The organism is Cupriavidus ulmosensis, assembly GCF_977008105.1.
Map to the genome: position 1 here is coordinate 266,026 of NZ_CDRMWP010000001.1, position 20,184 is coordinate 286,209.

Annotated in this window: 21 protein-coding genes and 1 riboswitch; of the genes, 16 read left to right on the forward strand and 5 right to left on the reverse strand. The window is 70.4% G+C overall.

The genetic code is table 11. The annotated features are described in order from the left end of the window. Window positions 1-104: 104 nt before the first annotated feature. The 6 genes from ACWTPI_RS01185 (at window position 105) to ACWTPI_RS01210 (ending at window position 4,872) form a co-directional block, all read left to right on the forward strand. A complete protein-coding gene (locus ACWTPI_RS01185) occupies window positions 105-1,286 on the forward strand; it encodes an FAD-dependent oxidoreductase (protein ID WP_020205940.1) in 1,182 nt (393 codons plus the stop codon). A gap of 17 nt (window positions 1,287-1,303) precedes the next feature. After that, window positions 1,304-1,501, forward strand: coding sequence for a sulfur carrier protein ThiS (gene thiS, locus ACWTPI_RS01190; RefSeq protein ID WP_020205941.1), 198 nt, complete (start codon window positions 1,304-1,306; stop codon window positions 1,499-1,501). 6 nt (window positions 1,502-1,507) lie between these two features. Then, on the forward strand, window positions 1,508-2,365 hold the full coding sequence (locus tag ACWTPI_RS01195) for a thiazole synthase (protein ID WP_454730770.1): 858 nt from the start codon (window positions 1,508-1,510) through the stop codon (window positions 2,363-2,365). Then, window positions 2,362-3,501 carry a thiamine phosphate synthase gene (locus ACWTPI_RS01200; protein WP_454730771.1) on the forward strand — a complete coding sequence of 380 codons (1,140 nt, stop codon included), beginning with the start codon at window positions 2,362-2,364 and terminating at the stop codon, window positions 3,499-3,501. The genes ACWTPI_RS01195 and ACWTPI_RS01200 overlap by 4 nt, the downstream gene beginning before the upstream one ends. A 66-nt stretch (window positions 3,502-3,567) precedes the next feature. Further along, on the forward strand, window positions 3,568-4,317 hold the full coding sequence (locus ACWTPI_RS01205) for an AAA family ATPase (RefSeq protein WP_020205944.1): 750 nt from the start codon (window positions 3,568-3,570) through the stop codon (window positions 4,315-4,317). A 108-nt stretch (window positions 4,318-4,425) separates the two neighbouring features. After that, complete coding sequence (locus tag ACWTPI_RS01210) at window positions 4,426-4,872, forward strand: PaaI family thioesterase (RefSeq protein WP_020205945.1); 447 nt, start codon at window positions 4,426-4,428, stop codon at window positions 4,870-4,872. A gap of 28 nt (window positions 4,873-4,900) precedes the next feature. On the opposite strand, the gene ACWTPI_RS01215 is transcribed toward ACWTPI_RS01210, so the two are convergent. Beyond that, window positions 4,901-5,329 carry a PGDYG domain-containing protein gene (locus ACWTPI_RS01215; RefSeq protein WP_059414884.1) on the reverse strand — a complete coding sequence of 143 codons (429 nt, stop codon included), beginning with the start codon at window positions 5,327-5,329 and terminating at the stop codon, window positions 4,901-4,903. An 84-nt stretch (window positions 5,330-5,413) separates the two neighbouring features. After that, the gene (gene thiD, locus ACWTPI_RS01220) at window positions 5,414-6,244 is read right to left on the reverse strand and encodes a bifunctional hydroxymethylpyrimidine kinase/phosphomethylpyrimidine kinase (RefSeq protein ID WP_454730772.1); all 831 of its coding nucleotides are present in this window, start codon (window positions 6,242-6,244) and stop codon (window positions 5,414-5,416) included. Between the two features lie 193 nt (window positions 6,245-6,437). Further along, a riboswitch (S-adenosyl-L-homocysteine riboswitch) is annotated at window positions 6,438-6,533 on the forward strand. A 126-nt stretch (window positions 6,534-6,659) separates the two neighbouring features. Here thiD and ahcY point away from each other — a divergent pair. The 4 genes from ahcY (at window position 6,660) to ACWTPI_RS01240 (ending at window position 9,846) form a co-directional block, all read left to right on the forward strand. After that, a complete protein-coding gene (gene ahcY / locus ACWTPI_RS01225) occupies window positions 6,660-8,078 on the forward strand; it encodes an adenosylhomocysteinase (RefSeq protein WP_454730773.1) in 1,419 nt (472 codons plus the stop codon). A 149-nt stretch (window positions 8,079-8,227) separates the two neighbouring features. Next, window positions 8,228-8,581 carry a phage holin family protein gene (locus ACWTPI_RS01230; RefSeq protein WP_029044232.1) on the forward strand — a complete coding sequence of 118 codons (354 nt, stop codon included), beginning with the start codon at window positions 8,228-8,230 and terminating at the stop codon, window positions 8,579-8,581. A 50-nt stretch (window positions 8,582-8,631) separates the two neighbouring features. Continuing rightward, on the forward strand, window positions 8,632-9,462 hold the full coding sequence (metF, locus tag ACWTPI_RS01235; protein ID WP_020205950.1) for a methylenetetrahydrofolate reductase [NAD(P)H]: 831 nt from the start codon (window positions 8,632-8,634) through the stop codon (window positions 9,460-9,462). A gap of 18 nt (window positions 9,463-9,480) precedes the next feature. Continuing rightward, window positions 9,481-9,846 carry a TfoX/Sxy family protein gene (locus tag ACWTPI_RS01240; RefSeq protein WP_020205951.1) on the forward strand — a complete coding sequence of 122 codons (366 nt, stop codon included), beginning with the start codon at window positions 9,481-9,483 and terminating at the stop codon, window positions 9,844-9,846. Window positions 9,847-10,748: 902 nt separating this feature from the next. On the opposite strand, the gene ACWTPI_RS01245 is transcribed toward ACWTPI_RS01240, so the two are convergent. Further along, the gene (locus ACWTPI_RS01245) at window positions 10,749-11,369 is read right to left on the reverse strand and encodes a 5-formyltetrahydrofolate cyclo-ligase (protein ID WP_454730774.1); all 621 of its coding nucleotides are present in this window, start codon (window positions 11,367-11,369) and stop codon (window positions 10,749-10,751) included. A gap of 114 nt (window positions 11,370-11,483) precedes the next feature. Here ACWTPI_RS01245 and ACWTPI_RS01250 point away from each other — a divergent pair, with 114 nt between their 5' ends. From ACWTPI_RS01250 to ACWTPI_RS01275, 6 genes are all read left to right on the forward strand, one after another. Continuing rightward, window positions 11,484-13,442, forward strand: a complete 1,959-nt coding sequence (locus tag ACWTPI_RS01250; RefSeq protein WP_454730775.1) for a transglycosylase SLT domain-containing protein — start codon at window positions 11,484-11,486, stop codon at window positions 13,440-13,442. Window positions 13,443-13,530: 88 nt separating this feature from the next. Further along, window positions 13,531-14,556: a complex I NDUFA9 subunit family protein gene (locus ACWTPI_RS01255; protein WP_020205230.1), complete on the forward strand. Its 1,026-nt coding sequence runs from the start codon at window positions 13,531-13,533 to the stop codon at window positions 14,554-14,556. A 231-nt stretch (window positions 14,557-14,787) separates the two neighbouring features. Then, window positions 14,788-15,477 carry a glutathione S-transferase family protein gene (locus tag ACWTPI_RS01260; protein WP_454730776.1) on the forward strand — a complete coding sequence of 230 codons (690 nt, stop codon included), beginning with the start codon at window positions 14,788-14,790 and terminating at the stop codon, window positions 15,475-15,477. Between the two features lie 9 nt (window positions 15,478-15,486). Further along, complete coding sequence (locus ACWTPI_RS01265; protein WP_454730777.1) at window positions 15,487-16,752, forward strand: multifunctional CCA addition/repair protein; 1,266 nt, start codon at window positions 15,487-15,489, stop codon at window positions 16,750-16,752. A 94-nt stretch (window positions 16,753-16,846) separates the two neighbouring features. After that, window positions 16,847-17,605: a type IV toxin-antitoxin system AbiEi family antitoxin domain-containing protein gene (locus ACWTPI_RS01270; protein WP_029044084.1), complete on the forward strand. Its 759-nt coding sequence runs from the start codon at window positions 16,847-16,849 to the stop codon at window positions 17,603-17,605. Then, on the forward strand, window positions 17,598-18,527 hold the full coding sequence (locus tag ACWTPI_RS01275; RefSeq protein ID WP_454730778.1) for a nucleotidyl transferase AbiEii/AbiGii toxin family protein: 930 nt from the start codon (window positions 17,598-17,600) through the stop codon (window positions 18,525-18,527). Before ACWTPI_RS01270 ends, ACWTPI_RS01275 begins: the two co-directional genes overlap by 8 nt. Window positions 18,528-18,703: 176 nt before the next feature. Here the strand turns inward: ACWTPI_RS01275 and ACWTPI_RS01280 are convergent, their stop codons facing one another. Continuing rightward, the gene (locus ACWTPI_RS01280) at window positions 18,704-18,898 is read right to left on the reverse strand and encodes a DUF2905 domain-containing protein (protein WP_020205235.1); all 195 of its coding nucleotides are present in this window, start codon (window positions 18,896-18,898) and stop codon (window positions 18,704-18,706) included. Between the two features lie 46 nt (window positions 18,899-18,944). After that, window positions 18,945-20,171 (reverse strand): class I SAM-dependent methyltransferase, encoded by a 1,227-nt coding sequence (locus ACWTPI_RS01285; RefSeq protein ID WP_454730779.1) that lies wholly within the window; start codon window positions 20,169-20,171, stop codon window positions 18,945-18,947. Window positions 20,172-20,184: the final 13 nt, after the last annotated feature.

The window sequence follows — 20,184 nt, forward strand, 5'->3', positions numbered from 1 at the left end:
GCGCGCCGCGTGAAGTACCGCGCCCCGCCCGCGGGGCGCGCCATGAATGAAAGGAGGCCGGAGCCCGCCGCGCAGTCGCGGCAGGCACTGGCGCAAACATCCCCATGACAGTGCAGTCGTTTGATGTGGCCGTGCTCGGCGCCGGCCTGGCCGGGCGGCTTTCCGCCTGGCAACTGGTGCGGGCCGGCCTGCGCGTTGCGCTGGTCGAGCGCGCCGGTCCCGATGGCGCCGGCTCGGCCGCGCACGTGGCCGCCGCCATGCTGGCGCCGCTGGCCGAATCCGCGATCGCCGAGCGCCGTATCGTCGAGCTCGGCATCGCCAGCGTCGACCTGTGGCGCGGCTGGCTGGCCGAGCTGCCCGAGCCGGTGTTCTTCCAGGAAGGCGGCACGCTGGTGGTCTGGCATGCGCGCGACCGCGGCGAGATGTCGCTGTTCGCCAGCCGCGTGCGCGCGGTGGCGCCGCCGGCGCTGGTGGCCGAGCGCATGCGCGCGCTCGACGGCGACGGCGTGGCCGCGCTGGAGCCCGCGCTCGCGGGCCGCTTCCCGCAGGGCCTGCTGCTGGCCGGCGAAGGCCAGCTCGACAACCGCGGCACGCTGCGCGCGCTGCTGTCCTGCGCCGTGGCCAGCGGCGTGCACTGCGTGTGGGAAGCCGGCGAAGTCGAGGCGCAGGACCTGCCGGCGCTGGGCATCCGCGCCCGCGTGGTGCTGGACTGCCGCGGCCTCGGCGCGCGCGCCGCGTGGCCCGCGCAGGCGGCCGCGCGCGGCACCATCCCCGGGCTGCGCGGCCTGCGCGGCGAGGTGGTGCGCGTGCATGCGCCCGAGGTCAAGCTGCAGCGCCCGGTGCGCCTGCTGCATCCGCGCTACCCGATCTACATCGCGCCCAAGCCGGGCGACCTCTACGTGATCGGCGCCACCGAAATCGAAAGCGACGACGATTCGCCGATGAGCGTGCGCTCCGCGCTGGAGCTGCTGTCGGCGGCCTACTCGCTGCATCCGGCCTTCGGCGAGGCGCGCGTGCTCGAACTCAACGTGCAGCGCCGCCCCACGCGGCCGGACCACCTGCCCGCCATCCGGGTCGACCAGCATGCGCGCATCGTGCGCCTCAACGGCCTGTACCGGCACGGCTTCCTGATCGCGCCGGCCGTCACCGAGGCCGCCTGCGAGGTGGTGCGCGCGCTGCTCGACGGCGACCCGGCCGCGCATGCCGTGCCTGCCGCGCTGCGCTGGCCCGGCATGATCGGCCCGGCGCTCGACACCGTCGCCGGCGGCTCGCCGGTGCTGCACTGAACAGACGCAGACAGACCATGGAAATCCTGCTCAACGGCCGCCCGCTGGCCCTTGCCGACCACGCCACGCTGGCCGACGCGGTGGCCGGCGCCGGCATCGCGCCGCCGTTCGCCGCCGCGCTCAACGGCCAGTTCGTGCCGCGCGCCGCGCATGGCGCAACAGCGCTCGCCGCCGGCGACCGCATCGACCTCGTGCAACCCGTCACGGGAGGCTGAACCGACATGACCCTCGATACCCTCGATCCTCTCGACCAACGCGGCGGCCTGCTCGGCGACCCCTTCGTGCTGTACGGCGAGCGGTTCGCCTCGCGCCTGCTGCTCGGCACCGCGCGCTATCCGTCCCCCGCCACCCTGCAGGCCGCCGTGGAAGCGTCCCGCCCCGCCATGCTGACGGTGGCGCTGCGCCGCCAGGGCGCGGTCGGCGACGGCGAAGGCGGCCAGTCGTTCTGGCAGATGCTCAAGGCGCTCGGCGTGCCGGTGCTGCCCAACACCGCCGGCTGCATGGCGCCGCAGGAAGCGATCACCACCGCCATGATGGCGCGCGAGGTGTTCGAGACCGACTGGATCAAGCTCGAAGTGGTGGGCGACGACTACACGCTGCAGCCCGACACGCTCAACCTGCCCGCGGTGGCCGAGACCCTCGTCAAGGAAGGCTTCAAGGTGCTGCCGTACTGCACCGAGGACCTCGTGCTGTGCCGCCGCCTGCTCGACGTGGGCTGCCAGGCGCTGATGCCGTGGGCCGCGCCGATCGGCACCGGCAAGGGCGTGGTCAACCCGCACGCCATGCGCCTGCTGCGCGAGCGCCTGCCCGACACCCCGCTGATCGTCGACGCCGGCCTCGGCCTGCCGTCGCACGCGGCGCAGGTGCTGGAGTGGGGCTACGACGGCGTGCTGCTCAACACCGCGGTGGCGCAGGCCGCCTACCCGGTCGACATGGCGCGCGCGTTCGCGCAGGCCGTCGACGCCGGCCGCACCGCCTACCTGGCCGGCCCGATGCCCGAGCGCGACATCGCCCAGGCCAGCACCCCCGTGGTCGGCATGCCGTTCTGGCACGCCGCGGGCACGGAGGACCGCGCATGAGCCGCGCCGCCGTGAAAGCGCTCGTCGACGCCGCGCTGCGCGACACGCTGCTGGCGCGCTACGGCGCCACCTTCGGCACCAGCGACCAGCCCTGGCGTGCGCTGGCGCAGGCCGGCGCCGAGGCGCCCGGCAGTGCCGACGTGGTGCTGTGCGACGGCGAGGCCGACGCCGCCACGCTCGCGCGCATCGCCGCCGCCGGCGCGACCGCCATCGAGAGCGAGCGCGAGGGCGGCCGCTGGATCGACACCGTGCGCTCGCCGATGGGCACCTGGGTGTTCAGCGCCCACGCCGACGGCGACAGCGCGCACTCGCCCGCGTTCACCGCCGTGCTGCTGGCCTGCCTGGCGCTGCATTTCCCCGCGCACGACGCGCTCTGCCTGGCGCGCGCGTGGCGGCCCGGCTCGCTCGACTGGCCGGCCGATTTCGCGCGCTTCCCGCAGGTGCGCCACGCCGCGCTGGTCGCGCCCGAGCAGCCCGCCGCGCCGTTCGCGCCGTGCCCGCCGCTGGGCCTGTACGCCGTGGTGCCGAGCGCCGCATGGATCGCGCGGCTGGTGCCGCTCGGCGTGCCCACGGTGCAGCTGCGCTTCAAGTCCGACGACGCGCAGGCCGTGCGCGACGAGATCGCGCGCGCCGCCGATGCCGCGCGCGGCAGCCGCGCGCGCCTGTTCATCAACGACCACTGGCGCGAGGCCATCGCGCTGCACGCCGGCTTCGGCAACGACAGCGCGCGCAGCGGCATCTACGGCATCCACCTCGGCCAGGAAGACCTCGACGAAGCCGACCTCGGCGCGCTGCGCGCCTCGGGCCTGCGCCTCGGCGTGTCCACCCACGGCTACGCCGAGATGCTGCGCGTGGCCACCATCGGCCCGAGCTACCTCGCGCTCGGCGCGATCTTCCCGACCACCACCAAGGTCATGCCGACCGCGCCGCAGGGCATGGGCCGCTTCCAGTCCTATGCGAAGCTGATGCAGCCGGTGATCCCGTCGCTGGTCGGCATCGGCGGCGTCGACGCCGCGCGGCTGCCGGAGGTGCTGGCGGTCGGCGTCGGCAGCGCGGCGGTGGTGCGCGCGATCACCGAGGCTGCCGACGTGCCGGCGGCGGTGGCGAACCTGCTGGGGATGTTTCCGGCGGGTTGATGCGCGTCTGACCAGCCGGCGCCATGCGGTACGATGGACGCCACTTCCGTCCCCCGCCGCCGCGCCATGATCTCGTCCCAGTTCCTCAGCCGCGTCACCCTGCGCCGCGACATCGTCGAGAGCTTCGCGCGCTACCCGTTCAGCCTGCCCGCGGTGCGCGCGCTCGACGTGCTGGAGCTCCATCCCAAGGTGACGTTCCTGGTCGGCGAGAATGGCTCGGGCAAGTCCACGCTGATGGAGGCGATCGCGGTGGCGGCCGGCTACAACGCCGAGGGCGGCTCGCGCAACTTCAGCTTCGGCACGCGCCGCTCGCACTCGGTGCTCAACGAATACCTGCGCCTGGCGCGCGGCTTCCGGCGCCCGCGCGACGGCTACTTCCTGCGCGCGGAGAGCTTCTTCAACGTCGCCACCGAGATCGAGCGCCTCGATGCCGAGCCCGGCCCGGGCGCGCCGGTGATGCCGGCCTACGGCGCTCGCTCGCTGCACGAGCAGTCGCACGGCGAATCGTTCCTCGCGCTGCTGACCGAGCGCTTCCGCGGCAACGGCCTCTACCTGCTCGACGAACCCGAGGCCGCGCTCTCGCCGCAGCGCCAGCTTGCCGTGCTGTCGCGCATCCACGACCTGGTGCGCGCCGATTCGCAGTTCCTCATCGCCACGCACTCGCCGATCCTGATGGCCTACCCCGATGCGTGGATCTACCGCCTCGGCGCCGACGGCGTGCAGCGCATCGCCTACGAGGACACCGAGCACTTCCGCGTGACGCGCGATTTCCTGGCCGATCCGCAGCGCATGCTGCGCGTGCTGCTGGAGCCGTGAGCCGCCTGCCGGCGCCATTCGCGCCGGGGTTGGCGCTACCATTGCGGTCGGCGGGCGCGATGACGGCAGCCCAGGCAGCAATCAGACTCGGATAAAGGAAGACAAGCTTTGGAATTTCCCTCGCAGATCGTCCCGGTGGCGCCCGGCACCCCGGAGCAGCCCTATTTCGGCATCGACGTGCCGCTGATGCGCCACCTTGGCCTGCAGCCGGTGCAGATCGAGGAGGGCCTGTGCCGCACGCGGCTGCCGGCCAGCCCGTTCCTGGTCAACAGCCGCGGCGACGTGCACGGCGGCACGCTGATGGCGGCGCTGGACTTCACGCTCAGCGGCGCGGCGCGCTCGCACGCGCCGATGCAGACCGGCGTGATCACCATCGACATGTCCACGCATTTCCTCGCCGCCGCGCGCGGCGAGCTGCACCTGGAGGCGCGCTGCATGCGGCGCGGCGCGCGCATCGCGTTCTGCGAGGGCGAGGTGAAGAACGCCGGCGGCGAAGTGGTGTGCGTGGCGCGCGCGGCGTTCAAGCTGGTGCCGCTGAGCAGCGGCGGCAACTAGCCGCCCCGGGCGCCGCCGCGGCCGGCCGTCAGGCGGGCCGGTAGACCTGGGCGAAGCGCGCCTGCTGCACGATGCCGTAGTCGCCCGGCGCGTACTGCATCAGCCAGTCGCCGGCCTCGCCGCGCAGCACGTCGCCGCCGGCCGAGCGGGCGATGCCGAAGGCCGCCGCCATGCGCTTTGCCAGCACCGTCGCAGGCTTGTTGCGGTAGGCGCCGTCGCGCCCGTGCGCGCCGGCTTCCAGCGGCTCGTAGCGCGCGTCGAAGCGGTCGCGCGACACCACCCAGCGGTCGCCGGTGGAGCCGGTGACGAGGGCGTCGCCGGGCTGGTAGCGGTTGGGGCCTTCGAGGCTGGCGAGCTCGCCGGGCGCGGCGGCGAACGCCACCTGCACCACTTCGTGTTTCCGGTAGGGCGCGGCGGCGGGGTCGGCGCGCAGGTCGATCTGGGACAGCAGGGTCATGGCGTGGCAAGGATGGCGCTGGCGGCCGGACGATGGAGAGCCCGATCATACCGCCGCCCGCGGGCCGGTGTGCCGGCCCGTGCGTCATCCCATCGCGCGCGGCGCGAAGGCGTGGTTGAGCGGGCCGTTGCCGGCGCCGAGCTCGAGGTCGGCGCCGGCGACGATGGCCTCGGCCACGTAGTCGAGCGCCGCGTCCACCGCGTCCGCCAGCGCGTTGCCGCGCGCGAGCTGCGCGGCGACGGCGGCGGCCAGCGTGCAGCCGGTGCCGTGCAGGTTGCGGGTCTCCACGCGCGGGTGCGAGAACACGCGCACGGTGCCGTCGGCGGTCATCAGCAGGTCGTCGAGGCCGCCGTCGGCCGGGTCGAGGTGGCCGCCCTTGAGCAGCACGGCGCGGCAGCCCAGCGCCAGCAGGTCGCGCGCGGCCTGTTCCATCTCGCCGCGGCGGCTGATCCTGCGGCCCAGCAGCCACGAGGCTTCCGGCAGGTTGGGCGTGACCAGCACGGCGCGCGGGAACAGCAGGCGCGTCATGGCCTGGCTGGTGGCGTCGTCGGCCAGGGTGGCGCCGGAGGTGGAGATCATGACCGGGTCCACCACCAGCTGGCGGATGGCGTGGCGGTCCACCGCGGCGGCCACCGCCTCGACGATGTCGGCGGTGCCCAGCATGCCGGTCTTGGCGGCGTCCACGCCGATGTCGCTGGCCACCGCGTCGATCTGCGCGGCCACCATCTCCGCCGGGATCGCGTGCACGCCGCTCACGCCGAGCGTGTTCTGCGCGGTGATGGCGGTGATCGCGCTCATGCCGAAGCAGCCCAGCGCGGCGAAGGTCTTGAGGTCGGCCTGGATGCCGGCGCCGCCGCCGGAGTCGGAGCCGGCGATGGTCAGGGTGCGCGGAGGACGGTGTGTGGTCGGGGTCATGTGCGGTGCGAGGCAGGCCGCCGCGGGGCGGCGAGAAACGGCAAAGGAAGCAACAAAACAAGCAGCAAGAAAGAGCAAGAAAGGCGCCAGGGACGGCACTAAAGACAGCGCCAAAGACAGCACCAACGGAAGCGCCAGGCAAAAAATCACGCGGCGCCGGTGCGCGGCGCCGGCGGTCAGGCTACAATACCGCCACTCCGAGGAGCGTTGCAACGGATGCGACCATTGTGCCCCAGTGCGCGATTGGCCATTCGCCAGGCTCGGACTGTCTCAACGGCGCTCGCTGATCCGTGGCCCCCACGGTGGCGAGTCGACCTATCCGCCCGCTTTGCATGCCCGCGTTGCCCGGCATGCCCGCGCGCCGCGTATCCCCCCGCACTCGCCGCCATCGCGCCACTCTTCACCGGAGTGAAACATGAACGCAGTGACTGACCTGAAGAACGACTACCTGGTCGCCGACATCGACCTGGCCGGCTGGGGCCGCAAGGAAATCGCCATCGCCGAGACCGAGATGCCCGGCCTGATGGCGATCCGCGACGAGTTCGCCGCCGCCCAGCCGCTCAAGGGCGCGCGCATCGCCGGTTCCCTGCACATGACCATCCAGACCGCCGTGCTGATCGAGACGCTGGTTGCGCTCGGCGCCGACGTGCGCTGGGCCTCGTGCAACATCTTCTCGACCCAGGACCACGCCGCCGCGGCCATCGCCGCCTCGGGCACGCCGGTGTTCGCCTTCAAGGGCGAGTCGCTGAAGGAATACTGGGACTTCACCCACCGCATCTTCGACTGGAAGGACGGCGGCACCCCCAACATGATCCTCGACGACGGCGGCGACGCCACGCTGCTGCTGCACCTGGGCGCGCGCGCCGAGAAGGACGCCACGCTGATCTCCAAGCCGGGCAGCGAGGAAGAAACCTACCTGTTCGCCGCCATCAAGGACAAGCTGGCCAAGGACCCGACCTGGTACAGCCGCAACCTGGACGCCATCAAGGGCGTGACCGAGGAAACCACCACCGGCGTGCACCGCCTGTACCAGATGGCGCAAAAGGGTGAACTCCGTTTCCCGGCCATCAACGTCAACGACTCCGTCACCAAGAGCAAGTTCGACAACCTGTACGGCTGCCGCGAGTCGCTGGTGGACGGCATCAAGCGCGCCACCGACGTGATGATCGCCGGCAAGGTCGCCGTGGTGGCCGGCTACGGCGACGTGGGCAAGGGCAGCGCGCAGGCGCTGCGCGCGCTGTCGGCGCAGGTGTGGGTGACGGAGATCGACCCGATCTGCGCGCTGCAGGCCGCGATGGAAGGCTACCGCGTGGTGACGATGGACTACGCCGCCGAGCATGGCGACATCTTCGTCACCTGCACCGGCAACTACCACGTCATCACCCATGACCACATGGCGAAGATGAAGGACCAGGCCATCGTCTGCAACATCGGCCACTTCGACAACGAGATCGACATCGCCTCGATCGAGAAGTACGAATGGGACGAGATCAAGCCGCAGGTCGACCACGTGATCTTCCCCGACGGCAAGAAGCTGATCATCCTGGCCAAGGGCCGCCTGGTGAACCTGGGCTGCGGCACGGGCCACCCGTCCTACGTGATGAGCAGCTCGTTCGCCAACCAGACCATCGCCCAGATCGAGCTGTGGCTGGAACGCGATAGCGGCAAGTACCCGGTCGGCGTCTACACGCTGCCCAAGCACCTGGACGAGAAGGTCGCGCGCCTGCAGCTCAAGAAGCTCAACGCGCAGCTGTCCGAGCTGACCGACCAGCAGGCCGCCTACATCGGCGTGAAGAAGGAAGGCCCGTACAAGGCCGACCACTACCGCTACTGATCGCGGCGGGCCGGCGCGCGCGCTGCGCGCCGGTTGACCGCGCGCATTGATCGCGGCCGTGGATCGCGGGTACGATCGCACGGCCGGGCTGTCCCGGCTGCCGCGGTGTTCCGCATCCTGTTTCGTCTGACCCGAGCTAAGGAGTCGTCATGAGATTGCTGGCCGTCTGGATCATCAACGCCGCCGCGCTGTTCCTGGTGGGCAACCTGATCAGCGGGATTCACCTGGGCGGCTTCGGCTCGGCCATGATCGCCGCGCTGGTGCTGGGCCTGGTCAACACCCTGATCCGCCCGATCCTGGTCATCCTCACGCTGCCGGTGACGCTGCTCACGCTCGGCCTGTTCATCTTCGTGATCAACGCGCTGCTGTTCCTGTTCGTGGGCAAGCTGCTGTCCGGCTTCGTGGTCAGCGGCTTCGGCGCGGCGCTGCTCGGATCGATCCTGTACAGCGTGATTTCCTGGGCGCTGTCGAGCCTGCTGCTCGGCGAACGCCGCAGCGCCTGACGCACGCCAAACCTTCCAGCGCGCCGCGCCACACGCGGCGCGCCACCATCATGCAAGACCGCTACTTCAGCTTCGAATTCTTCCCGCCCAAGACGGCCGAGGGCGCCGAGAAGCTGCGCAATACGCGCGCGCAGCTCGCTCCGCTGCATCCCAAGTACATCTCGGTGACGTTCGGCGCCGGCGGCACCACCCAGCAGGGCACGCTGGACGCCGTGCTGGAAATCCAGCGCGACGGCATCGAGGCCGCGCCGCACCTGTCGTGCGTGGGCTCCACGCGCGCGAGCATCCGCCAGATCCTGCAGACCTACCGCGACGGCGGCATCCGCCACATCGTGGCGCTGCGCGGCGACATGCCCTCGGGCATGGGCGAGATCGGCGAGTTCCGCTACGCCAACGAACTGGTGGAATTCATCCGCGCCGAGACCGGCGACTGGTTCCACATCGAGGTGGCGGCCTATCCCGAGTACCACCCGCAGGCCAAGTCGCCGCGCGTGGACCTGGAGAACTTCGTGCGCAAGGTCAAGGCCGGCGCCGACTCCGCCATCACCCAGTATTTCTTCAACGCCGACGCCTATTTCCGCTTCGTCGACGACGCGCGCGCGATGGGCGTGGACGTGCCGGTGGTGCCCGGCATCATGCCGATCACCAACTCCTCGCAACTGATGCGCTTCTCCGAGATGTGCGGCGCCGAAGTGCCGCGCTGGATCGCCCGGCGCCTGGAAGGCTTCGGCGACGACCGCGAATCGATCCGCGCGTTCGGCCTCGACGTGGTCACTGCGCTGTGCGAGCGCCTGCTCGCGGCCGGCGTGCCGGGGCTGCATTTCTACACGCTCAACACCGCCGGCGCCACCAAGGCGATCTGGCAGCGTCTCAAGCTCTGAGCGCCGGGCGCTTCACGCATGGCCACCGCGCGCCGCCCCGATCCCTTCGTCGACCATCTGCTCGAGCTGATGGGCCCGCTGGCCGCGCGCATCGGCCCCATCACCGCGCGCCGCATGTTCGGCGGCCACGGGCTGTATTACGACGGGCTGATGTTCGCGCTGGTGTCGGACGGGCGCTGCTGGCTCAAGACCGACGAGCAGACCCGCGCGCGGTTCGAGGCCGAGGGCGGCGAGCCGTTCCGGTACAGCAGCCGCGGGCGTGAAGTCACCATGCGGCATTATCTGAGTCTGCCCGCGGTTTGTCTGGAGTCGGCGGAGGAGATGACGACGTGGGCGCGGTGGTCGGTGGAGGCTACGTTGAGGTTGGCTAATCAGGTGGGGTGAGTTTTTTGGGGTTTGGGTTTGGGTGGGGGCCTTGTTCTGGCTGTTGTGGGCCTTGAGGCTCGGGCGGTTGTTGGTGCTTGAATCCAAAGGCCATATGACATCCCCGCTGCGCGGGGCTGCCAGTCACTTTCTTTTGTCTGAAAAGAAAGTAACCAAAGAAAGCAGACCCCTTGCAGGGGGGCTGGGCGCTCAGACTTTATGGCTGGTGCGGGATTCGTGGTGCGGGCGTTGGCTTCGATGAGACTGCTGACGCTACCGGTGCTGGCCGCGGTGCCATTTCGGATGGGGGCGTTTCACATTCCGGCTCCATGATGGCCAAAGCTCAGGTCGTACAAGCTTCTGCCGTTACCAGTTTGGGCGGCCACGGCGTAGCATCCTCGTGTTTTCGTGGTGGGCGCGGTGGACCGGGGCGCGGATGTCAGCGGGTACTCTCGCGCCGGAGCCACCGCGCCCACCACGAAACCAGCACCATCTCTATGACGAGCCCATCCGCCCCGGTCGCGGCAGCAGCCCGAAGGGCCTGGACCTCCGCCATCATGCAGCGCCACCACGAATCCAATTTCGTTTGCGACGCCGCAGGCAAGCAAACCGGTAGCGTCAGCAGCCTCATCGAAGCCACAGACCGCACCACGAATCCCGCACCAGCCATAAAGTCTGAGCGCCCAGCCCCCCTGCAAGGGGTCTGCTTTCTTTGGTTACTTTCTTTTCAGACAAAAGAAAGTGACTGGCAGCCCCGCGCAGCGGGGATGTCATACAGCCTTTGGGTTCAAGCACCAAAACCGCCCGAGCCTCAAGGCCCACAAACAGCCCGAACAAGGACCCCATCCAAGTCTCAAGCCAGACCCACAGCAGCTAGAACAAAGCCCCCACCCAAGCCCAAACAAGAAAACTAAGAAACCCCCTCAAAAACACCCCCTCTCGCTAACAATCCAATCCATAGCCAAATCATGCCCCTGCGCGGCCAGCGCAATCCGGCAAGCCTCAAAACCAACCCCAATCGCCACCGGAGTGACCCCGCCGGCTGCCAGCGCCGCCAGTGTGCGGTCATAAAACCCGCCCCCATATCCAAGCCGGAACTTATCGGCACTGAAACCGACACATGGAATCAGCAGCGCGTCGGGCACCACGGCCGGCGTGCCGTCGGGAATCGGAATGCCGTAGTGGCCTTTGGTCATCGCGGTGCCGGGTTGCCACAGGTGGAAGTCGAGCGGCGCGCCGGGGCGGCTGACTACCGGCAGGGCCGCCTGGCGGCCCGGGTCGGCGGCCAGCCAGCGCGTCACGGTGGCGCGCGCGTCGAACTCGTGCTGGATCGGCCAGTAGAAACCGAGGCGCCGCGCGGCCAGGCGTTCCAGCAGGGTGGCCAGCGCGGCTTCGATGGCGGCATCGGCGTCGGCGCGCGCGGGCAGGGTGGCGCGCAGCGCCAGCAGCCGGCGCCGCAGGGCGCCGCGTGCTTCGCTGGCGGGGGCCTGCGCGGCGGGTTTGCCGGGCGCGCCGGAACGGTTGCGAACCTCGTCGCTGGGCATGGCTGCGTGGGATAATGTTTGCTGTCGACCAAATATCGCACGGTCGGACGCGGGCCCTTCGACAAGAGCGGAGAAGGCGATGCCGTCCGGCCGTCACAACAAGGAAAGCCAAGAATGCCGAAGGGAGTATATCCGCAGCGTGCGGCCAGGGCCGCCCTCGCGGCGATCGCGTGTGCGCTGCTTGCCGCGCCGGCGTTTGCGCAGAAGCGGCCATCGCCGCAGCCGCAGTCACAATCCCCGGCAACCTTCATCCCGGGCAATCCCGACGACGCTTTCGTGGCGCTGCGCGACGCCGCGCGCAAGAACGACGTGGTCCGCACCGATGCCATCTCGGCCACGCTGGTGGACTACCCGATCTCGTCGTACGTGGAATATTTCCGCATCAAGCCGCAGATGTTCGACGCCAGCGGCCTGGCCCGCATCGACGCGCCGGACGACCAGGTGCGCGCGTTCCTGCAGCGCTACAAGGGCGAGGCCATCGCCGACCGCATGCGCAACGACTGGCTGCTGGTGCTGGGCAAGAAGCGCGACTGGGCGAACTTCGACGCCGAGTACCCGCAGTTCGTGCTCAAGGACGACACCCAGGTGGAGTGCTATGCGCTGCTGTCGCGCGCGCTCAAGGGCCAGAACGTGGCGGCCGAGGCACGCGCGGCGCTGGCCGATCCGAAGTATTACGGCGAAGGCTGCGTCGACCTGATCGGCTATCTCGCGCAGAGCCGCCAGATCGAGCCGAGCGACGTGGCCTTCCAGGCACGCCAGGCGCTGGAGCAGAACTTCGTCACGCTGGCCGGGCGCATCGCCGCCACCGCGCCCGAGGCGCGCGGCGACAGCAACACGCTGGCCACCGTGGTCAAGATGGCGCGCAACGATCCGTCGCAGGCCGCCGCCTATCTGAACGCCAGCGCCGCCGGCCTGTCGCGCGACGAGCAGGGCGCGGGCTGGGGCGTGATCGGCCAGTTCGCGGCCAAGAAGCTGGCGCCCGAGGCGGCCGGCTACTACCGCCGCCAGATGGACCTGGGCGGCAACCAGTGGCTGTCCGACGAAAGCCAGGAGTGGCGCGTGCGCGCCGCGCTGCGCCAGGGCGACTGGAAGCAGGTGCGCATGGCGGTCGAGGCCATGCGCCCCGAGCTGCGCGCCAAGGACCCGGCCTGGACCTACTGGTACGGCCGCGCGCTCAAGGCCGACAACCGCGCCGCCGAGGCGCAGCAGCAGTTCCAGGCCATCGCCGGCCAGTTCAACTTCTACGGCCAGCTCGCCAATGAAGAGCTGGGCAACCGCACCGTGCTGCCCGCGCGTACCCAGGTCAGCGACGCCGAGGTCAACGCCATGCGCGCGCGCCCGGGTTTCCTGCGCGCGCAGAAGCTCTACGACCTCAACCTGCGCTTCGAAGGCAACCGCGAGTGGAACTGGGAGCTGCGCGGCATGACCGACCGCCAGTTGCTGGCCGCGGCCGACTACGCGCGCCGCATCGAGCTGCTGGACCGCGCCGTCAACACCGCCGACCGCACCCAGGCCGAGCACGATTTCTCGCTGCGCTTCCTGATGCCCTACCGCGACATCATGCAGCGCGCCACCGACGACGTCGGCCTCGACATGGCGTGGGCCTACGGCCTGGTGCGCCAGGAATCGCGCTTCATCATGAACGCGCGCTCGTCGGCCGGCGCGCACGGCCTGATGCAGGTGATGCCGGCCACCGCCAAGTGGGTCGCGCGCAAGATCGGCATGACGGATTTCTCGCCGTCGATGATGGGCGATCCCAACGTCAACATCATGCTCGGCACCAACTACATGAGCATGGTGTTCACCGACCTGGACAGCTCGTGGACGCTGGCCTCGGCCGCCTACAACGCCGGCCCGGGGCGCCCCAAGAGCTGGCGCTCCAGCCTGCCGCGCCAGGTCGAGGGCGCGGTCTTCGCCGAGACCATCCCGTTCGCGGAGACCCGCACCTACGTCAAGAACGTGCTGTCGAACGCCACGTACTATGCTGCATTGATGAGCGGCAGGCCGCAGTCGCTCAAGGATCGCCTGGGCACGGTGTCGCCGTCGCAGATCACCACCACCGCCTTGCCCTGAGCCGGCGCGCGGTCTGCCGGCGAGTGCGGCCGCCGGCGCATGCCCCATCCGGGGCGCGCGCCGGCCGGGCCTTGCCACGGAGGAATCCATGCAGACCAGCAACGTTCTAGTGATCGGCGCCGCCGGTTTCGTCGGCAGCCACCTGGTGGCCCGCCTGGCGGGCGTGGCCACCGCCTCGGCCACGCCGCTCGAGCCGGGCAGCGTGACCGAGCCGCCCATCGACCCCGAGCGCATTGTCGCCGCCGCGCGCGATGCCGAGCACGCCCAGCACCTGCTGCTGCTGCCGCGCGTGGAAGTCGTCGAGCTCGACGTGCGCAACGAGGCGGCGCTCGACGCCGCGGTCGGCTCGCTGGGCACCGAGGGCATCGTGGTCAACCTCGCCGGCATCCTGCACGGCGAGCGCGCCGAGCCCTACGGCGCCGCCTTCGCCGCGGCGCACGTGGAGCTGCCGCGGCGCCTGGTGGCGGCCTGCCGCGGCACCGGCGTGCGCAGGCTGTTGCACATGAGCGCGCTGGGCGCCGACAGCGCCGGCCCGTCGATGTACCTGCGCAGCAAGGGCGACGGCGAGCGCGTGGTGCGCGAAAGCGGGCTGGACTGGACCATCTTCCGCCCGTCCGTGATCTTCGGGCCCGACGATCACTTCCTCAACCTGTTCGCCCACATGCAGCAGATCGCGCCGGTGGTGCCGCTGGCGTGCGCGCAGGCGCGCTTCCAACCGGTCTACGTGCAGGACGTGGCGCAGGCCTTCGTCAACGCGATGGCCACGCCGGCCACCGTCGGCTACGCCTACGACCTGGCCGGGCCGCAGGTCTACACGCTCGAGGCGCTGGTGCGCTATGCCGGGCGCGCCAGCGGCCACCCGCGCCCGGTCCTGCACCTGCCCGACGCGCTCGCGCGCCTGCAGGCGGCCGTGCTGGAGCACATGCCGGGCACGCCGGTGATGACGCGCGACAACCTCGACTCCATGCGGCTCGACAACGTCATGGCCGGCTCGCTCGCGCCGGAACTGGGCCTGCGCCAGCCGGTCAGCCTGGAAGCGGTGATGACCGACGTGCTGGCCGGGCGCGGCCACGAGAGCCAGATGCAGACCCTGCGGCGCAGCGTGTATCGCTGAAGCTGCCGGCGCCGATGGCGCGGATGGCGCGGGCCGGCGGGCCGGGCGCGGCCCGCCTGTGACGCGCCAGTGATCGGCTTGTGACCCGCTTGTGATCTGCTTGTGACCCGCGCTCACATCGCTGCGAGCGCAATTCGCTTGGATCGGCCAGGCGCGGCTGGATACAATGCCTTGTTCCGCCGGTGTGCTTTCCCGGCCGCTCCCTCTCCCAGTTCCAGCAAGGATTCCGCGATGAAGCTCGTCATCGGCAACAAGAACTATTCGTCCTGGTCGCTGCGCCCGTGGCTGCTGATGCGGCAGGCCGGCATCGCCTTCGAGGAGATCAAGGTGCGCCTGTCCACGCCGGACTTCGATGCGGTGGTCGCACGCCATTCGCCGGCCGGCAAGGTGCCGGTGCTGGTCGACGGCGACCTCGCCGTGTGGGACACGCTGTCGATCGCCGAATACCTGGCCGAGCGCTTTCCCGAGAAGCAGCTGTGGCCGGCCGAGCGCGGCGCGCGCGCGCTGGCGCGCTCGGTCTGCGCGGAGATGCATGCGGGCTTCGGCAACCTGCGCAGCCAGATGCCGATGAACGCCACCGCGATGCTGCCCGGCCTGGGCTGGAACGCCGCCGTGCAGCGCGACGTGGACCGCATCGCCGCGATCTGGACCGACCTGCGCGCGCGCTTCGGCGCCGGCGGCCCGTTCCTGTTCGGCGCCTTCACCATCGCCGACGCGTACTTCGCGCCGGTGGTCAGCCGCTTCGCCACCTACGGCACGCACCTGCCCGATGAAGCCAAGCGCTACGCCGACTTCATCCTGGCGCTGCCGGCCATGCAGGCGTGGATCGCCGATGCGCGCGAGGAGCGCGACTTCATCGTGGCGGACGAGCCGTACCGGCTCGCGCCGGACCGCGCCGACGCCATCATCATCAATCACTGAGGGCCGTTCATGCAGGTGTATGCCGTCGGCGGCGCCATTCGCGACGCCCTGCTGGGCAAGCCCAGCCAGGACCGCGACTACGTGGTGGTGGGCGCGACCCCGGCCGAGATGGAAGCCGCCGGCTACAAGCCGGTCGGCAAGGATTTCCCGGTGTTCCTCCATCCACGGACCAGGGAGGAGTACGCGCTGGCCCGCACCGAGCGCAAGACCGCGGCCGGCTACAAGGGCTTCGCGTTCTACTGCGCGCCCGACGTCACGCTCGAGGACGACCTCGTGCGGCGCGACCTCACCATCAACGCGATGGCGCGCGCGGTCGATGCCGGCGGCGAGCTTGCCGGCCCGGTGATCGATCCCTACGGCGGCCGGCGCGACCTCGCCGCGCGCCAGTTCCGCCACGTCTCCGAGGCATTCGCCGAAGACCCGGTGCGCATCCTGCGCGTGGCCCGCTTCGCCGCACGCTTCCACGACTTCACCGTGGCGCCGGACACGCTCGCGCTGATGCGCGGCATGGTCCAGGCCGGCGAGGTCGACGCGCTGGTGGCCGAGCGCGTCTGGCAGGAAATCGCGCGCGGCCTGATGGAGGCCCGGCCCTCGCGCATGTTCGAGGTGCTGCGCGACTGCGGCGCGCTGGCGCGCCTGCTGCCCGAGCTGGACCGGCTGTGGGGCGTGCCCCAGCGCGCCGACTACCACCCCGAGGTGGATACCGGCGTGCACGTGATGATGGTGGTCGATACCGCCGCCGGCATGGACGCGCCGCTGCCGGTGCGCTTCGCCGCGCTGGTGCACGACCTCGGCAAGGGCACCACGCCGGCCGACGTGCTGCCGCGCCACATCGGCCACGAGCAGCGCAGCGTGGCGCTGCTCGAAGACGTCTGCAAGCGCCTGCGCGTGCCCACCGAATGCCGCGACCTCGCGGTGGCGGTGGCGCGCGAGCACGGCAACATCCACCGCAGCGACGCCTTCGGCGCGGCCGCGCTGACGCGCCTGCTGGAGCGCTGCGACGCGCTGCGCAAGCCCGCGCGCTTCGCCGGCATCCTGCAGGCCTGCGAAGCCGACGCGCGCGGCCGGCTCGGCTTCGAGCAGCGCAGCTATCCGCAGGCGGCGCGGCTGATGGCGGCGCTGGCCGCGGCGGCGGCGGTGGATGCCGGCGCGGTGGCGCGGGAATGCGCCGGCAATGCCAGCCTCATCAAGGACCGCGTGCATGTGGCGCGGGTGGCGGCGGTGGAGGCGGCGCTGGGGGAAAGCGTCGGCATGAATGAGCGGAAATCTGATTAGATTCGGTATCAGAAATAGTATCTGATACTATATTTTCAGTCTAAGTCGAATCGATTCCGGTCGAGTTGATTAGAATTCGTGCTATTTTTAAAGCATGGTTGAAAATCCAAGGAAGCATCCAATCAAGCGCCTGCAGCTTGAGTTGCCCCGCGGCGCCCCTTTCGATCTGCAGGCCCTCCAGCGTCTCGACGTGTCCGCGCAGCTCGCCGCGCACTACGTGTCGAGCGGCTGGCTCCTGCGGCTGGCCCAGGGCGTCTACGCATTTCCCAACGATGCATTCGGCGTCTATGGCGCGCTTGGATTCCTCCGGCAGCGGGTGGCCGGGCTGCACGTCGGCGGCAAGAGCGCGCTGGCGCTGCAAGGCGTGCGGCACAATCTCGGCACGCGCGAAACGCTGACCCTGTGGGGCGATGCGCGCTTCGAGATACCGGACTGGTTCGCGTCGAGATTCCCGGCGCGCTATCGCCATGCGCGCCTGTTCGACTGGGCTGGAGAGAGCCTGGCCGGCAAGACGCTGGCCACGCCGCCGGGCCTGCCGGACGGCCTGCCGGTCTCCGTGCCCGAGCGCGCCATCCTCGAACTGCTCTATGACGTCGGGGTTCACCAGGGACTGGAGGAGGCGCGCAACCTCTTCGAAGGGCTGCGCAGCCCGCGCAAGGAACTCATGGGCCAGTTGCTGGCCTGTTGCACCAGCGTGAAGGCGGTCCGGCTTTTCCTGACCTGGGCCCGAGAGACCGGCGTGGTGGACGTGGATGCGCTGCTGGAACGGTTCCCGGTCCGCACCGGCAGCAACCGGCGCTGGATGAGCCGGCTGGACGACGGCACGCTGCTGAGCCTCAAGCCGCATGGATAAAGCCTACGCGGACACGGTCCGCTTGCTGCTCGACATCGCTCCCGATGTCTTCCGCAACGAGATATTTGCGCTGAAGGGCGGCACGGCGATCAACCTGTTCGTGCAGGACATGCCGCGGCTGTCCGTCGACATCGACGTGGTCTACGTCCCCAGGGACGCGCAGCGCGACGAGGCGATGCAGGAGATCGAGCGCGAACTGGGCGCCATCGCCGACCGCCTGGCGGCGCGTGGCCTCGGCGTGCGCCGCGTGCGCCGCGTGCGAGGCGGAAAGGAAGATGCCGGCGCCAAGCTGCTCGTCGAGGCCGGCAACAGCCAGGTGAAGGTCGAAGTCAACATCGTCCTGCGCGGCACGGTGCTGCCGGTCGAACGGCGTCCGCTCATGGCGAGGACAGCGGACCGTTTCGGCGTCGAATTCGATCTGCCGGTCCTGGCTCCCGACGAACTCTACGCGGGCAAGCTGGTTGCCGCGATGGACCGCCAGCATCCACGCGACCTGTTCGACGTGTGGCAACTGCTCGGGTCGGGCGGCTTCACAGCGCAGATGGTCGAGTGCGTCGTCGTCTATCTCGCGGGCCATCCGCGCCCGCCGCACGAAATCCTGTTCGGCAATGACAAGGACATCGCCCGCGAGTACGAGCGCGCTTTCGCCGGCATGATGGAAATCGATTGCCCGCTGGAGACCCTGCTGGAAACGCGGAAGACGCTCAGACGAGAGCTGCCGCGCCGCTTCAGCGAGGCGCAACGGCGGTTCCTCGCGGGCCTGGTGCGCGCGCAACCCGACTGGTCCCTGCTGCAGCAGGCGCATGTCGCCGAGCTGCCGGCCATACGCTGGAAACTGCTGAACCTCGAGAGATTCCGCCGCGGCAAGCCGGAGGAGGCCGAACGGCAGGCGCGGGCGCTGGAAGCGGGGTTCTTGCAGTGAGGGGAATGACAACCGTCGGGCACCACTAGTGGCTTCGGCGCATCCGTTGGCTTGAGCGGTTTTGCCACATGCCCAAGGTTTGCTCCCCTCTCCCGCTCGCGGGAGACAGGCCGGGGGAGGGCCGGGAGAGGGCCGGCGCTCGCAGAACCGCTACCGCCACCGTCCCCGCCACCGAATCAGATCAGCTTCCCCACCAGCAACGCCACCATCGACAACAGGATCGTCGACGCGAACGGCAGCATGAAGTCACGCCCGAACAGCCGGAAGCGCACGTCCCCGGGCAGCCGCCCCAGCCCCAGCTTCTGCAGCCACGGCAAGGCCGCCGACAGCACGATGACGGCCAGGAAGATGGTGAAGGTCCAGCGCAGCATGATGGGTGCCTGTGAGGTCGGGGTGCCTGACTATAGCGCCACGGCGTTACAGCGCGTGGCTGCGGTCGGCGCGCGCGAAGCCGGCCAGCGGCAGCGCGTCGTCGAGCCCGCGGGTCAGGGCGATGACCTTGAACAGCTCGCCCATCTCGGCCTCGGACAGCAGCTTCTGCACGGCGTTGGCGGCGGGCAGGAAGCTGTGCGTGTCGTTGGGGTCGAGCGCCATCAGCAGGTCGGTGATGCCGGCGTTCATCAGGAAGCGCGCCTGCGAGGCGAAGCCGGCCACGGTCAGGCCGGTGTCGGCGGCGGCGTGGGCGATGCCGCTGAAGTTGACGTGGGCGGTGATGTCCTGCAGCCCGGGGTAGAGGAACGGGTCCGGGTGCGCGTGATGGCGGTAGTGGCACATCAGCGTGCCGCCGGTGCGCTGCGGGTGGTAATACTCGGCGCCCGGGAAGCCGTAGTCGATGAAGAAGGCGGCGCCGCGCGCGAGCATCGCGCCGACCGCGCGCATGAAGCCTTCGGCCTCGGCGTGGGTCTCGGTGACGATGTCGTGGTCGCCGGGGATGGCGTGCAGCGCCTCGGGCAGGTCGCCGGCGGGCAGCGGGCGGTCGGAGAAGGCGAAGGCGTTGCCGCCCTGCGCCGTCTCGGCGCGATCTCCGGCGCCATCCTCGGCATCCGCCCGGACCACGCCGCGCTCGAGCCAGCGGCCGTGGCTGCGGGCGAACAGGCGCACCGGCATGGCATCGAGCACTTCGTTGCCGACGATGACGCCCTCGAAGCGCTCGGGCAGCGTGTCGAGCCACGCCACGCGCGCGGCCAGGTGCGGGGCGCGCTCGGCCAGCGTGGCCTGCTGGCGCGCGCGCAGCTCGCCGGAGAGCTCGACGATGGCATAGCGCGCGGGCAACTGGCCTTCCTGTTCCAGCGCCAGCAGCAGGTCGGCCGCCAGGCGGCCGGTGCCGGCGCCGAATTCGAGCAGTTGCGCCAGGCCGGGACGCGCCAGCAGCGGCGCGAACTGGCGCGCCAGCGTGCGGGCGAAGAACGGGCTCAGTTCGGGGGCGGTGATGAAGTCGCTGCCGTCGCGCGCGTCGCGGCCGAACTTGGCGGCGCCGCCGCTGTAATAGCCGAGGCCGGGCGCGTACAGCGCCAGCGCCATGTAGCGGTCGAAACCGAGCCAGCCGCCGGCTTCGTCGATGGCCTGGGCGATATGTGCGCCGAGCGTGGCAGAGGCGCTCAGCGCGTCCGCGGGGGGAAGGGGTAGACTAGCGCCTTTGTGCATATCGCGATTGTAG

Bases quoted from the DNA above. Each gene is read 5' to 3' on its own strand.
- ACWTPI_RS01230 (WP_029044232.1), top strand. From the start codon at position 8,228: ATGAGATTGCTGGCCGTCTGGATCATCAACGCCGCCGCGCTGTTCCTG.
- ACWTPI_RS01215 (WP_059414884.1), bottom strand. From the start codon at position 5,329: ATGACCCTGCTGTCCCAGATCGACCTGCGCGCCGACCCCGCCGCCGCG.
- ACWTPI_RS01275 (WP_454730778.1), top strand. From the start codon at position 17,598: ATGGATAAAGCCTACGCGGACACGGTCCGCTTGCTGCTCGACATCGCT.
- ahcY (WP_454730773.1), top strand. From the start codon at position 6,660: ATGAACGCAGTGACTGACCTGAAGAACGACTACCTGGTCGCCGACATC.
- ACWTPI_RS01185 (WP_020205940.1), top strand. From the start codon at position 105: ATGACAGTGCAGTCGTTTGATGTGGCCGTGCTCGGCGCCGGCCTGGCC.
- ACWTPI_RS01240 (WP_020205951.1), top strand. From the start codon at position 9,481: ATGGCCACCGCGCGCCGCCCCGATCCCTTCGTCGACCATCTGCTCGAG.
- ACWTPI_RS01250 (WP_454730775.1), top strand. From the start codon at position 11,484: ATGCCGAAGGGAGTATATCCGCAGCGTGCGGCCAGGGCCGCCCTCGCG.
- ACWTPI_RS01205 (WP_020205944.1), top strand. From the start codon at position 3,568: ATGATCTCGTCCCAGTTCCTCAGCCGCGTCACCCTGCGCCGCGACATC.
- ACWTPI_RS01255 (WP_020205230.1), top strand. From the start codon at position 13,531: ATGCAGACCAGCAACGTTCTAGTGATCGGCGCCGCCGGTTTCGTCGGC.
- ACWTPI_RS01195 (WP_454730770.1), top strand. From the start codon at position 1,508: ATGACCCTCGATACCCTCGATCCTCTCGACCAACGCGGCGGCCTGCTC.
- ACWTPI_RS01270 (WP_029044084.1), top strand. From the start codon at position 16,847: ATGGTTGAAAATCCAAGGAAGCATCCAATCAAGCGCCTGCAGCTTGAG.
- ACWTPI_RS01280 (WP_020205235.1), bottom strand. From the start codon at position 18,898: ATGCTGCGCTGGACCTTCACCATCTTCCTGGCCGTCATCGTGCTGTCG.
- thiD (WP_454730772.1), bottom strand. From the start codon at position 6,244: ATGACCCCGACCACACACCGTCCTCCGCGCACCCTGACCATCGCCGGC.
- thiS (WP_020205941.1), top strand. From the start codon at position 1,304: ATGGAAATCCTGCTCAACGGCCGCCCGCTGGCCCTTGCCGACCACGCC.
- metF (WP_020205950.1), top strand. From the start codon at position 8,632: ATGCAAGACCGCTACTTCAGCTTCGAATTCTTCCCGCCCAAGACGGCC.
- ACWTPI_RS01245 (WP_454730774.1), bottom strand. From the start codon at position 11,369: ATGCCCAGCGACGAGGTTCGCAACCGTTCCGGCGCGCCCGGCAAACCC.
- ACWTPI_RS01285 (WP_454730779.1), bottom strand. From the start codon at position 20,171: ATGCACAAAGGCGCTAGTCTACCCCTTCCCCCCGCGGACGCGCTGAGC.
- ACWTPI_RS01260 (WP_454730776.1), top strand. From the start codon at position 14,788: ATGAAGCTCGTCATCGGCAACAAGAACTATTCGTCCTGGTCGCTGCGC.
- ACWTPI_RS01200 (WP_454730771.1), top strand. From the start codon at position 2,362: ATGAGCCGCGCCGCCGTGAAAGCGCTCGTCGACGCCGCGCTGCGCGAC.
- ACWTPI_RS01265 (WP_454730777.1), top strand. From the start codon at position 15,487: ATGCAGGTGTATGCCGTCGGCGGCGCCATTCGCGACGCCCTGCTGGGC.